Annotated in this window: 12 protein-coding genes and 1 pseudogene; 6 read left to right on the plus strand and 7 right to left on the minus strand. The window is 60.6% G+C overall.

The features are described 5' to 3' along the window. Window positions 1-41 precede the first annotated feature (41 nt). From AC245Y_RS13375 to tyrS, 3 genes are all read right to left on the minus strand, one after another. Window positions 42-464, minus strand: coding sequence for a TIGR02594 family protein (locus AC245Y_RS13375; RefSeq protein ID WP_012758016.1), 423 nt, complete (start codon window positions 462-464; stop codon window positions 42-44). Between the two features lie 501 nt (window positions 465-965). Next, window positions 966-2141 carry an MFS transporter gene (locus AC245Y_RS13380; RefSeq protein ID WP_026157406.1) on the minus strand — a complete coding sequence of 392 codons (1176 nt, stop codon included), beginning with the start codon at window positions 2139-2141 and terminating at the stop codon, window positions 966-968. A 289-nt stretch (window positions 2142-2430) separates the two neighbouring features. Then, complete coding sequence (gene tyrS, locus AC245Y_RS13385) at window positions 2431-3696, minus strand: tyrosine--tRNA ligase (protein WP_017994510.1); 1266 nt, start codon at window positions 3694-3696, stop codon at window positions 2431-2433. Here tyrS and AC245Y_RS13390 point away from each other — a divergent pair. Together AC245Y_RS13390 and AC245Y_RS13395 are read left to right on the plus strand one after the other, a co-directional pair. Next, on the plus strand, window positions 3695-3817 hold the full coding sequence (locus AC245Y_RS13390) for a hypothetical protein (protein WP_017994511.1): 123 nt from the start codon (window positions 3695-3697) through the stop codon (window positions 3815-3817). The genes tyrS and AC245Y_RS13390 overlap by 2 nt on opposite strands. 221 nt (window positions 3818-4038) lie before the next feature. Then, a complete protein-coding gene (locus AC245Y_RS13395) occupies window positions 4039-5940 on the plus strand; it encodes a potassium transporter Kup (protein ID WP_012758018.1) in 1902 nt (633 codons plus the stop codon). Window positions 5941-6025: 85 nt separating this feature from the next. Here the strand turns inward: AC245Y_RS13395 and AC245Y_RS13400 are convergent. Then, window positions 6026-7607, minus strand: a pseudogene (locus tag AC245Y_RS13400) (Na+/H+ antiporter). 343 nt (window positions 7608-7950) lie between these two features. Between AC245Y_RS13400 and AC245Y_RS13405 the strand changes: the two are divergent. Then, window positions 7951-8724 (plus strand): dioxygenase family protein, encoded by a 774-nt coding sequence (locus AC245Y_RS13405; protein WP_017994513.1) that lies wholly within the window; start codon window positions 7951-7953, stop codon window positions 8722-8724. A gap of 100 nt (window positions 8725-8824) precedes the next feature. On the opposite strand, the gene AC245Y_RS13410 is transcribed toward AC245Y_RS13405, so the two are convergent. The 3 genes from AC245Y_RS13410 to AC245Y_RS13420 all read right to left on the minus strand — a co-directional run bounded on the left by AC245Y_RS13410 (window position 8825) and on the right by AC245Y_RS13420 (window position 10812). Further along, window positions 8825-9601, minus strand: coding sequence for a molybdopterin-binding protein (locus AC245Y_RS13410; RefSeq protein WP_017994514.1), 777 nt, complete (start codon window positions 9599-9601; stop codon window positions 8825-8827). Continuing rightward, window positions 9598-10440 carry a cytochrome b/b6 domain-containing protein gene (locus AC245Y_RS13415; protein ID WP_012758022.1) on the minus strand — a complete coding sequence of 281 codons (843 nt, stop codon included), beginning with the start codon at window positions 10438-10440 and terminating at the stop codon, window positions 9598-9600. Before AC245Y_RS13415 ends, AC245Y_RS13410 begins: the two co-directional genes overlap by 4 nt. 87 nt (window positions 10441-10527) lie before the next feature. Further along, on the minus strand, window positions 10528-10812 hold the full coding sequence (locus AC245Y_RS13420) for a pentapeptide MXKDX repeat protein (RefSeq protein ID WP_012758023.1): 285 nt from the start codon (window positions 10810-10812) through the stop codon (window positions 10528-10530). A gap of 234 nt (window positions 10813-11046) precedes the next feature. Between AC245Y_RS13420 and AC245Y_RS13425 the strand changes: the two genes are divergently transcribed. The 3 genes from AC245Y_RS13425 (at window position 11047) to AC245Y_RS13435 (ending at window position 12655) form a co-directional block, all read left to right on the plus strand. Then, complete coding sequence (locus AC245Y_RS13425) at window positions 11047-11595, plus strand: sigma-70 family RNA polymerase sigma factor (RefSeq protein WP_017994515.1); 549 nt, start codon at window positions 11047-11049, stop codon at window positions 11593-11595. Continuing rightward, the gene (locus AC245Y_RS13430; protein ID WP_012758025.1) at window positions 11592-12236 is read left to right on the plus strand and encodes an NrsF family protein; all 645 of its coding nucleotides are present in this window, start codon (window positions 11592-11594) and stop codon (window positions 12234-12236) included. Before AC245Y_RS13425 ends, AC245Y_RS13430 begins: the two co-directional genes overlap by 4 nt. A gap of 137 nt (window positions 12237-12373) precedes the next feature. After that, window positions 12374-12655, plus strand: a complete 282-nt coding sequence (locus AC245Y_RS13435; RefSeq protein WP_026157407.1) for a hypothetical protein — start codon at window positions 12374-12376, stop codon at window positions 12653-12655. Window positions 12656-12685: the final 30 nt, after the last annotated feature.

Here is a 12685-nt window from a genome sequence, read left to right on the forward strand (position 1 = left end):
TTGGAAGGAGGGTGAGTTCTCACCCGGGTTCTCACCCAACATCATCGTCGCACGGCGACCACCGAGCTGGCGCGATAGCGCGAGAGCTGGACTCGATTGGATTGGTTGCCGCCGAACAGGTAGACGTACTGCCGGCGCTGGTCGATGTGATCGAACAGGCTGACATGAAAGCGCCGACCGGTGCGGATCACCACGACATCCCCTCGCCTGGCGGAGCGGACGCCGACCGGCTTGCCGAACTTCCTCCAGGACGCCGCCATGTTGGGGTTGGGCGGCGGTTGCCGCGAAGATCGCTTGGCGACAAAGGCCAGGAATGCGCCGCACCACGATACCCTGCGCGGATTGATGCTGAGGAAGGAGATGGAGCGTTCGTGCATGCTCTTGTACTTGGACGCCGTGCCGAGCATGTCCGCCTCACAGGGCACGGCAAGCGCCGTGAGGACGATGACGAGAATAACCTTCATAGTTACCCACCATTGTTTGTATAATGTTGAAATTCCGAAATGTGGCGAAGAATAAAACAGGCGCGGCAACGTAGATGCGAATTATGGCGTGATTTAGAAACAACTAATACTGGCATTTTGGAGGCGGAAATTTGTCCGAAGCGAGGCGCAGAGCACCGTGGGCGAGCCTCCCCTTGCGGCCGGAGACCGCCATCACAAACCCCGCAATACATATGTTTTGCTAGGCCGAAAGGCTGGAGTCTCGCCATCGCAACCAGGTCCATTCAAAGGAGATGGACTGTGTCCGCAATGCTTGAGCAGCAAAACCATTCGCCAAGAGTTGACGACAGCGCGCGGAATTAACCCCTCACCTATACGAGCTATATTTCCGATGACCGCCAATAATACTTCGGCGCGATAGGAAATACATTGAGTTCGCCAAATTCACCAGCGAAAGCCGGAGGTTGCCCCTCCGGTTGCGGACGTGAACGAGCTTACGACAGCGCAGGCCGGCGTGGCGGGTCAACCGTGTGGTTGCGCCGGTTCGGGTTGGCCTGTGACCGGTGCAGGATCGGCAGCAAGTGCCCTGGTGACCAGCAGTGCTGCGGCGAGAACAGGGACGACCGCCCAGTACGAAAAGCGGATGCCGAAGTGTTCGGCAACGAAACCGAGTAGTGGCGGCCCAGCGAAAAACACAAGGAACGTCGTCTGCCCGAGCGCTGCAACGTTGACGGGTGCGGGTCGATCGGTGCGTCGGGCCGCAGCCGAGATGGCAAGCGGATAGACTGAAGAGCAGCCGATACCTGTCAGGCCAAAGCCTGCGAGCGCGATAGCAGGGTGTGTCGCCGTCGCAACCATGACAACACCGATGGTCGCGATCCCAAGGAGAGTGATGGCGACCGGCCGCGGAGTGAAGCGGTCGATGACAGGGTCCATGCCGAGCCGTCCGATGGCGATGAACGAGGAGAAAATGGTCACGCTGAGCCCGCCGACGAAGGGTTCGACCGCGAACACGTCGCGCATATAGATCGCCGACCAATCGACGCTTGCGCCTTCGGCAAGAAGCGGAGCTGCGGCGACAAGGCAAAGCGGGAGCAGTCCGATCGTGGGAAAAGCGATGATCGGCGTATCTCCGGGGTGAGCGTCCTGCCGCCGGGGCGCATTCTCGATCCCGGAGAAAACGATCGACCCAGCAATCAAGACCGTCACCAGGACGATGAAGCTATGCAGTTCGATGGAGACGGCAGCCTGCCGCATGCCGGCGGCAACGAGGGCGGTGATGCAGAAGCCGAGGCTCCACATGCCGTGAGCCCGGCTCATGATGCGGTAGCCAAGCAGCGCCTCATGGCGATCGGTTTCGATATTGGCGTTGATCTCGAATGCTCCGGTGAAAACGCCGGCAATGAAGAACAATGGCACCGCTAGAAGAGCTGAAGGCATCCAGGGGATCAGCGCGAAAAACAGCGCCGCACCGAAGACGGTGACGAAGGCCGTGGTGCGCGCACCGAGCCTCTCGATCAACCTCACCGAGAACGTCAATCCGCAGAGAACCCCGGAGGACATGACAGCGAGCAAAAGGCCCAGCTCTCCCTCGGTCAGGCTGAACTTGACCTGAAGATCGGGCAACCGCGACACAAACGCGCCTAAGGAAAGGGCCACGGCAAACTGAATGAAGAAAATGCGGTGATGCGGCTTCATCTCGGGGACGCTGCTCCGATTGGCGCGGGATATCGGCGGCATAACCGGACATTCCGTCGAAATGGCGACCGGCTGAGAAACCCGCGATCTCAGGATTATCGACCACCGCTGCTGACATCCCCTGTCAGCATGATGCCGCCGCCGGTGATTTCACAATTCAATGCCGAGCAGCCGCTCCAATTGAAGGCTGCAAATAAGTCGGGCCGAAGGGCCACCTTGTCAACGGTACCCACAGAGAGCGCGACAAGGAGGTTCGAGGTTGCCCGCTCTCCGAATTGAACAGACCACGCTAAACCGGCTGAAGGAGGACGTGTCGCTTCTTGCCGACCGAGAGCCGGATCACCCCGTCCTGGACGTCGGAGTCGCCAAGCCGCATTGTCTCGTCTTTGACGCTGCCGCCGTTCACCCGCACACCGCCGCCGCCGATCAACCGACGTGCTTCGCTTTTCGACTTGGCGAGTCCGGCAACGACCATGGCGTCGACAAGCGGAAAATCACCGCGAAGGCTATCGGGGAGCTTCACCGTCGGAAGACCCGCCGGCACCTCGCCCGCTTCGAAGATGCGCCAGGAAGTTTCGGAAGCTTGTACTGCCGCTTCGGCCCCATGGCACAGGCGCGTGATCTGGTCGGCAAGGATCTTTTTCGCTTCGTTGATCTCGCAATCCCGAAGCACTTCGCGGCGTGCAATTTCGCCTAAGGGTAACTCGGTGAACAGTCTGAGGAACCGCCCCACATCGGCATCCCCGGTGTTTCTCCAGAATTGCCAGAACTCATAAGGCGACAGCCGGTCGGCGTTTAGCCAAACTGCCCCCGAAACGCTCTTGCCCATCTTCGCACCCGAAGACGTCGTCAGCAGCGGGGCAGTCAATCCAAACAGCGTGCGTCCACCGATCCGCCGTCCAAATTCGACGCCGCTGACAATATTGCCCCACTGGTCGGAGCCACCCAGTTGAAGCAGGCAGCCGCGGCTTTCTGCGAGGACATGAAAGTCGTAGGCCTGCATGACCATGTAGTTGAATTCCAGCAATGACAGTGATTGCTCCCATTCCAACCGTTGGCGCACGCTCTCCGATGTGAGCATCCGGTTGACTGAAAAATGCGGTCCGATATCGCGCAGGAAATCGAGATAGTTGAGCCCGCCCAACCAGTCGGCATTATTGACCATGACAGCATCGGTCGGGCCGTCCCCGAAAGCGAGGAAGCGCTCGAAGACCCGCCGGATGCCGATCAGGTTTTTCATGATCTGCTCTTGACTGAGAAAAGGACGCGACGTGTCGCGGAAGCTCGGATCGCCCAGGCGGCTTGTAGCACCGCCGAGCAACGCAACGGGTTTGTTACCCGTCTTCTGGAACCACCGCAGCATCATGATCGGAATGAGATGCCCGACATGCAGGCTGTCGGCGGTGAGATCAAAGCCGTTATAGGCGGTGCCTGCTCCTGAACAAAGCCAGCTGTCGAGTGCTCCTAAGTCGGTGCATTGATGCAGGAAGCCGCGCTCGCTCAAAGTGCGAAGAAAGTCGGATCTAGGTCCGGTAGGCTGAGAGGATAGTATCATGAGGGTCTCCATTTGGGCCGATGAGGCCGGAGACCTTCTGTTGACACACGTGCCGCCGACCGTGCGGCGTCTCGAGTGTCAGGAATATGACCTTGCGCCGCTCTATGGGAGCAGCGTGTAATACAAGCTCGAAAGGTTCAGGGCGCAGGTCATGTATTCTTTTTATCATGCGACAGCGCAATCACTAGGGGATGCGAACTGGCGATATTTGAACGGATCGCAACGCCCCTCCCATCTCCGCATCTGTCCCTCACAAAAAATTCGCACCCGCATCAATTTGCTTGCCGTTCTGCAATGCGGCATATGTTTGTTCTCATAGGCAAGTGGCATGAGCGGGGAACCATGACGTCGACGCATATGGATAAGACGGGGGATGGCGCCGGCGGGAAGGGCTTTGTCGGACTGGTCATCGGCGCGGTCGGCGTCGTCTATGGCGATATCGGCACCAGCCCGCTCTATGCCTTTCGCGAGGCGCTGAGGCCGTTTGCCGCCGATGGCGTGCATGAGGCCGAGGTCATCGGTCTGATTTCGCTGATGGTCTGGACGCTGACGATCATCGTGACCTTCAAATATGTGCTCTTCCTTCTCAGGGCAGACAATGACGGCGAAGGCGGCGCGCTTTCGCTCCTCGCCCTCCTGATGAAGAAGATGGGACGAAACGTGCCGGTGCTCTTTTTCGCCGGCCTGATCGGCGCCGCCCTCTTCATCGGCGATGCGATGATCACGCCTGCCTTGTCGGTGATGTCGGCGCTCGAAGGCCTGAAACTGATCACACCCGCCTTTGCCGAATACGTCCCGCTTGCATCGGCGGCAATCATGATCGTTCTGTTTGCCGTCCAGTCGAGGGGAACGGCCGCCGTTTCCAAGCTTTTCGGGCCGATCACGGTGTTGTGGTTTCTAGCCATGGCGGCCGGCGGCCTGATCCATATCGGCGACGACTGGAGGATCCTGGCCGCGCTCAATCCGGCCAATGCATTCCTGTTCCTCACCCATGCCGGCAGCGTCGGCCTCATCGTGCTCGGTGCCGTTTTTCTGACGGTGACGGGTGCCGAGGCGCTCTATGCCGATCTCGGGCATTTCGGACGCCGCCCGATCCAAATGGCATGGTTCGTGCTTGTCTTTCCCGCATTGCTGCTGAATTACCTCGGGCAAGGCGCGCTGGTTCTCGCCCATCCCGAAACGGCCGGCAACCCGTTCTTTCTGATGTATCCCGACTGGGCCTTGCCGCCGATGGTTCTCCTGGCGACGATGGCAACGATCATCGCCAGCCAGGCGGTGATCACAGGCGCATTTTCGCTGTCCCGCTCGGCGGTTCACCTCGGCTTCCTGCCGAGGCTCAGGATCAAGTTCACGTCGGAGACCAACACCGGCCAGATCTACGTGCCGGCCGTCAATCTTCTCCTGCTGGTCGGCGTGCTGATGCTGATCTTTTCCTTCGGCGACTCCGAGTCGCTGGCGACCGCCTACGGCATCTCCGTGACTGGAACCATGGTCATCTCGACCATGCTGGTCTTCCAGTTCCTTCGGGTCGTCTGGGGCTATTCCCTCGTGCTCGCCGCCGCCTGGCTGCTGCCGCTCTTCACCATCGAAGTCATGTTCCTGGCGGCCAACCTGCTGAAGATCTACGATGGCGGCTGGGTTCCGGTCGCCCTTGCGCTGGCGATCATGATCCTGATGTGGACATGGACCCGAGGCCAGGCCTATCTGAAGAGACTGCGGGCCAACAACGAGATCCCGCTCGATTCCTTCATCAGGTCGATCGAGCGAAAGTCGGACCATTCGCCGGTCACCGTTCCGGGAACGGCAGTCTTCCTGACCAGCGTTCCGGACCGGACGCCGAACGTTCTGCTCCACAATCTCAAGCACAACCACGTGCTCCACGAACAGAACGTCATCCTGACCGTCTGGACCGAGGACGAACCTTATGTTCCCGACAGCCGCCGCATCAAGATCAGCCAACTCTCGCCGCGTTTCGTCCGCCTCGACATCACCTTCGGCTTCATGGACGACCCTGACGTCACCAGGGCATTGGCTCTTTGCCGGGAGGGCGGCTTCAAGTTCGAGATCATGAGGACCTCCTTCTATCTCGGCCGCCGGAACCTCGTCAGGACGCCGAACACCGGGTTGCCCGCCTGGCAGGAGCGCATATTCATGGCGCTGGAAGGCTTGGCGATTGACCCTTCCGACTATTTCAACCTGCCCTCCAACCGCGTCGTCGAACTCGGCGAACAAATCGCCATTTAGGGTAGGCGACATCAGGATCGCGCAGGTATCAGCCTAGATATCGCAATGCGTTGACGATGAAGCCGAAGGCGCAAAGCGCTGAACCTCACGCCTTGGCCGAGATCGCGCTCAGTTCCTCGAGATCGAGATCCCGTTCCAGCTCGTCTAATGTTTCGTCGTCGATGTCGCCGGCGCGATGGAGGCGAATAAGCTCCCGGCGTCCCGTGGCAACTGCTTCGAGAACGACGTCGAAATGAGCATGGAGCACCGGTACGTAATGCTCCGTTCTCTCGGCATAGTCGACGATCGCTGTGGCCCTGCGCTGATAGCGCTCCAGCAATTGCGGATGGATGAGCGTTCCCTCTGCGTCATATGCCAGGTTCTTGACGATCCCGAGTTGCACCTGTGCCATGGCGGCTTCGGCCTGGCTCATGGTGAGGCGCGCTCTTTCCGTCTCCGGTGCCAGCCGCGCCCAGGCAATCACCCGCCCCAATGTCGTGCCCTGCACCAGCACGGTTCCGAGAATGACGGCGAAGGATGTGGCAAGGATGAAGTCACGGCCCGGGAACCCCTCGGGCAGGCTGAGCGCCAGGGCGAGTGTGATCACGCCGCGCACACCTGCCCAGCTGAGAACCGTCGCGCCGCCGACGCCGAGCGGCTGAGCTCGCGTCAACCCCCAGGGCCGCACAGAACTTGATGATGAGATCGGAGGCGAAAACCCAGGCAAACCGCGCCACCACCAGCGTGAGGAGGATCGCCAGCATCGGTAGTCCCATCGTCGCGATCACGGTGGTTAAGCCGCCGCCGCGTTCGACGACATCCCGCAGCGACAACCCGATCAACGTGAAGACTGAAGCCTCCATCAGGAAGATCATCACGGTCCAGAACGACGTGCCGCGCATGCGCGTTGCGGCCGAAAATACGGTGTGCTGGTGCCAGGACGCGATCAGGCCGGTGGTGACGGTGGCGATGACGCCGGAAACATGCAGCAACTCTCCGAGCAGATAGGAAATCCAGGCAAGCAGCACCGTGGCTGCGATGATCAGATATTCGTCGCCGAGACGCCGGACGAGCTTGACCCATGCCGTTCCCACAACGACGCCGACGACGGCGCCGCCGAGCGCTAGCACGAAGAAGCTGCCGACCGCCTCCCCCGCGCGGAAGGCTCCGGTTGCGACGGCGGCAACGGCAAAACGGAAAAGAACAAGGCCGCTCGCATCGTTGAGCAGGCTCTCGCCTTCCAATAGAATCTGCAGCCGCCGCGGCAGCCTGACGCGCTCGAGCACGGCGCGCGCCGAGACCGCGTCCGGCGGTGCAACGATCGCGCCAAGGGCCGCGCAGGCGGCCCAGGGAAGCGATGGAAAGATAAGATGGGCCACAACGGCCACCACCGCACAGGTGAACAACACAGCGCCGACGGCCAGCGAGGCGATGCCGATCATATGGCGCCGCAACCGCGCCAGCGCGATGGCCCAAGCGCCGTCCATGAGGAGCGGCGGCAGGAAGATGACGAGCACCAGCTCCGGATCGACTGATATCGCCGGCAACCCCGGCACAAACGCCAGCAAGGCGCCGCCGGTCAGCAGCGCGACGGACGGCGGCAGTCCGAGCCGGTGGGCGGCATAATGCAGCGCGATGATCGCAAGAAACATCGCGATGACGAGCTCGAACAAGTGTGTTGGTTCCATATGCCTCTGCCCCGGCTCAGAAACGAATTTTGGATGCCTACTGCATATTTCAAAGCGGAATCGATTCAAGGACAAAATTATCCAGCAATTCAACGCGTTACAGCAGTCTTTGCGCGATTGAATCGACGAGACGCCTTTGAGCAACCGTCCACTTGCTAACATCGGCAGAATACGCTTTCTCGTCAATACGTTGCGCGAACTGGAATGGCCACTTCGAACCCAGCTACCGGCTCTGCGGGCATCTGATGCCGATGATCTCGTTGGCGCCGATCATTGCCTGGATTTAATTGGAATTTTCCGCGCATCCTCCTTAAATCCTGCGTCTTGAGGCAAAGGAAGACAGATGAAGAGGCGAACCCTTGTGCTTGGAGGTGCGGCCATTGTCGCATCATCGGTGACTGCGACGGCAATCTGGCCCCGACATATCACTGTTGCCGCCGGGACATTCGACTGGAAGGGAACGGATTTCGTAAGCGGCGGCACTAAGTCGATCGCCGTGGAGAAGCTGCCCGCGCCGCTCTTTCGCACCCGTCCGAATTGTGTCGTGACCGTCGCCCAGACCCTTGGCCCTTGCCATGTCAACAATGTCCCGGTCCGTCAGGACGTTTCGGAAGGAAAGGCCGGGCTGCCTTTGCGGTTGGCCGTTCGGATCGTCCACGCGGCAGATTGCCAGCCGGTCGAAAATGCCGATATCGAAATCTGGCATACCGATCACCGCGGCCTCTATTCCGGCCGCGAGGCTGCGGAGATGTGCACCTTCGGCGATGCCGAGGCGATCAGCGGGCTCGCCTTTCGGGGCCGCCAGCTGACGAATGCCAAGGGGCAGGCAAGCTTTTTGACGGCCTATCCCGGATGGTACAAGGGCCGCACGCCGCATGTTCATTGCCGCATTCTCGTCGAGGGCAAGGAGCTTCTCGTCAGCCAGATCTATTTCGACGATGTGCTGAGCGATATCATCTATGGCGAGCATCCGGACTATATTGGACGCCCTGCCCGCGATACGCGCAACGACGAGGACGGCCTCATCCCGGAGGATGCGGCCGACCACATGTTCGATTTCGAAAAACTCGATAGCGGCGTGCTGTCCGCCACCATCACCATCGGCCTCTCTGCCTGAGCGGGGCAGCGACGAGGTTCCACATCCTCGATCACGAGGACCTCTCCGGCCGTGGAACCCGACACGAGGAAAGCGTCAAGGTCGGCATGTCGGTCGGGGATTATATGCCCGCATACCATTCATAACCGCGATCCTCCCAGAAGCCGCCATTTCCGCCGTAAAGCTGGCCGAGATCGGCGACGGCTTCGATGCCGGTCAGGTATTTTGCCTGCTTGTAACCGAGCTGGCGCTCGACGCGGAGCCGGAGCGGCGCGCCATGGGCGACTTCGAGATCGCGGCCGTTCATGGTGTGGGCGAGGATCGTCTGGGGGTGGGACGCATCGACGAGATCGATGCTTTCGTAATACCAGCCGCTGCCGTCGAGCGTCTTTTCATATTCGTCGGCGCAGTGGAAAACGATGTAGCGGGCTTCGGGTTTCAGACCGGCCGCCTGCAGCAGCGCGCCGAGCGGCACGCCGGTCCATTTGCCGATCGCGCTCCAACCTTCGACGCAGTCATGCCTGGTGATCTGCGTGCGGGCCGGCAGGGCTTTCAGCTCCGACAGCGACAATTGCATCGGCCTGTCGACCAGCCCGCCGACGTCGAGCTTCCAACTCGAAAATTGCTGGTCCATCCAGTCGATATAGCGGGCATTATCAGGCATGCTCGTGCCGTTGGCCCGGAAGGTCGGCGAGATATCGGCTTCCGTGAATTCGCGGGCGAGCGCGTCGTCACCGAGCAAGAAGCGTTGCGTCTTCATACTGAAGCCTTCGGCGATCTTCAGCACCGATTTCGTCCGATCGCTTTCGACGAGCGCATCGCAGCCGGCGAGCCCCAGCGCCGATGCCGTCATGGTCGCGCCGATCAGGAAGCGACGCCTGGTGATGATGCGGCTCATGACTTTCCTCCCTGCTCGATATCGTAGTAACCGGTGATCATCGAGCGCAGATTGTTGAACACGCCCGAAACCAGCACCATCGCCACATGCACGGCGACGAAGGCGACGAGCGAAAAAGCGGTCAGGAAATGCAGCGTGCGGGCCGATTGCCGGCCGCCGAACAGATCGAGCAGCCAAGGCGCAACCGCATTGAAGCCCGGCGACATGGTAAGCCCCGTCCCGATCATCAGCGGCAGCAGAACGAAGATCACGGCGACATAGGCGAGTTTCTGCAGCGTATTATAATGGCGTGCCTCGGCCCCCTTGGGAAAGCGCAGCCGGGCGTGACTGACGATCTCATGGCCGAGATGCGAAGGCTTCAGTTCTACGGCCGCCGGCAGCAGATCGCGGCGGAAATGCCGGCTGATAAAACCATAGGCGAGATAGATGAAGCCGTTGATGACGAACAGCCAGGCAAAGAAGAAATGCCAGCGCCGGCCCGATGCCAGATCCTGGTAGCTCGGCAAGGTCAGCCAGTTCGGAAAACCACGTACCGCAGCCTCGCCGTCGACATTCGAAACCCCGAGTATGCCCGTCGTGTCGAAGCTCAATCCGCCGATGCGCGTCACGCCCTTCAGCGCATCGCCTTCCTGTTCCGCTTCCATGGAAATAAAGGACGGATCGTTGTCGGCGCCGTACTGGCCCCAATAGAGCGCCGGATGGGCGTTGAATATCTGCAGGCCGCTGTACAGCAGCACCGTCATGCACAGCACGTTTACCCAGTGCGACAGGCGCACCAGCAGGCCATGGCGGTAGAAGAGCGTGCCTCCGCTCGCCATGCCGGCATCAGTCGTGGCCATGGTAATTCCTCCGGATCGATATGAAAGGTCTTCGCGAGAAAAGGACGCGGCCGCCGGCCAAATAGTTTCAGCGGCCGCGCCCAAAGCTTACTTCATCGCGTCGCAGGCCTTCGTCATCGTGTCCTTCTTCATCGTGTCCTTCTCCATGCCGGCGTTGTGCATGCAGTCGGCCTTGGTGCTGCCGGTCGCCATGGTGTCCTTCTTCATTGCGTCCTTCGACATTGCATCCTTGGACATCGCATCCTTCGACATCGTGTCGGTCTTCATGCTGTCTTTCTTCATGGCATCGCTGCTCTGGGCGCTGGCAGCACCGGCAAGCGACAGGCCGATGACGAAGCTGCAGGCGGCAAGGCTGGAAAGGATCTTGGTCATGAGGGTCTCCTCGGATCGATTGACATGTCCGCCGGCACCCGCCGACGGCTCACAGTCCTGAATTCGATCCCCTTGCGAAGACGGTTACAGCCTCACGCTTATGTGATAGCGCTAGAGCGCCGCGCGTCTTTTCGAAACGCGCAAAGGACGCTGTACACTTTGAATTGCCGCCGGAAGATTTTTGAACCCGCCTGTAACCAAAGCGTCATCCACCCGAATGATATTGCAGACGACATGACGAGCGCCCATTCGGAACAAGCACTGAAGATGTTGATGCTTCTTTCCCTAGACGGAGACGAGGCAGCCTATCGGCGTCTGCTCGTGACGTTGCGAACCCTGCTCGTCGGTTATTATGGCGGGCGGATCGGCACTACCGCGAAATCCGACACGGAAGATCTCGTGCAGGAGACGTTGCTGGCGCTGCATTCGCGCCGGGCGACCTATGACAGGGAGCGGCCGTTCACCGCGTGGTTCTTCTCGATTGCCCGCTACAAGCTGATCGACCACCACCGAAAGCATGGCGGCCGGTACAAGGCGGAAATGGAATTGGACGAGGAGATCGAAGACGACTTCAGGGAGGATGCGATTGCAGCGCGCATGGATGTCGAACGGTTGTTGAACGGCCTGCCGCAGCACCAGCAGGAACTGATCCGTCAGATCAAGCTCGAGGGGCAGTCGGTGGCCGATACGGCAAGCCGCACCGGACAGTCGGAATCGGCGGTCAAGGTTGGCGTACACAGAGGTATCAAGGCGCTGGCGGCAAGATTGCGAGGTGGGTTGTGAGAGAGACTGAGGACGTGATCGACAGCCTTGTCCGGGATCTGAAGCCGGTGCCGAGACATGCGCTCGAACGCCGCTTCGCGCTCGCCATCCTGCCGGCCTTAGCAGTCTCGCTGCTGCTGATGCTTATCGTCCTCGGCCTTCGCACCGACATGGCGCAGGCGCTGATGCTGCCGGTCTTCTGGATTAAGTCCGCCTACAATGCCCTGCTTGCAATCGCCGCCTTCGCAGCCGTTTACCGCCTGTCCCGGCCGGATGGCTCGGAGGGGCGCTTTTTCGGGATTGCCGCGGCCATCATACTCGCCCTCGCCGTCATGGCGGCCGTCCAGCTCGCTTTGTCGCCGGCCGCAAGCTATCCCGTGCTGGTGCTTGGCTCCTCCGCCCTGCATTGCCCGCTGCTGATCTTTGCCTTTGCCATGCCGATCCTGATCGCAAATACCTGGGTTCTCCGTGGCGGCGCCCCGAGCAACCTCGGCATCGCAGGCTTCATCGCCGGCATTGCCGCCGGCGCATCCGGCGCCTGGGTCTATTCCTGGTTCTGCACGGAAAACGGCCTGCCCTTCGTCACCCTCTGGTATTCGCTTGGCATCCTTTTGACCGGCGCAATCGGCGCGCTGCTCGGCCCCCGCCTCCTGCGCTGGTAGCACCGGCTGTTTGCGGCACTGCGCCACTAATCCTTCATCCGGCATGAAACCAGATGCAGCATTCCTGCGTACTAGTCGGGGGATGAGTATTGCGTACCCCCTTGGATCGGAAAACACACGCAGCAAGGAATGACGGCATGGTCAGGAACGAAGGCGTAGCCCACCTCACCCGGCAGTCCGCGGAACAGGGGCTGGCCAGGCTGATGATGAGGCTGCCTGCGACGCGGGCAACGATCAGAGCAGTTGCGGCGAGCCAGCCCCATTTTTATGAATTGTGCGGCGCCTACGGCGAAGCCTGCACCGTCCTCGATCGCATGCGCCGGGATAGATCGGCCGATCCCGCAGTCATCACCGAATACGAGATCATCTGCGCGGAAATCGAAGTCGACGTCATCAGGATCCTGCTCGGCGATCAATGAGACTTCGCAAGGGCTGGGCGGACTGCCGCC

This window comes from Rhizobium sp. SRDI943 (genome assembly GCF_057653695.1).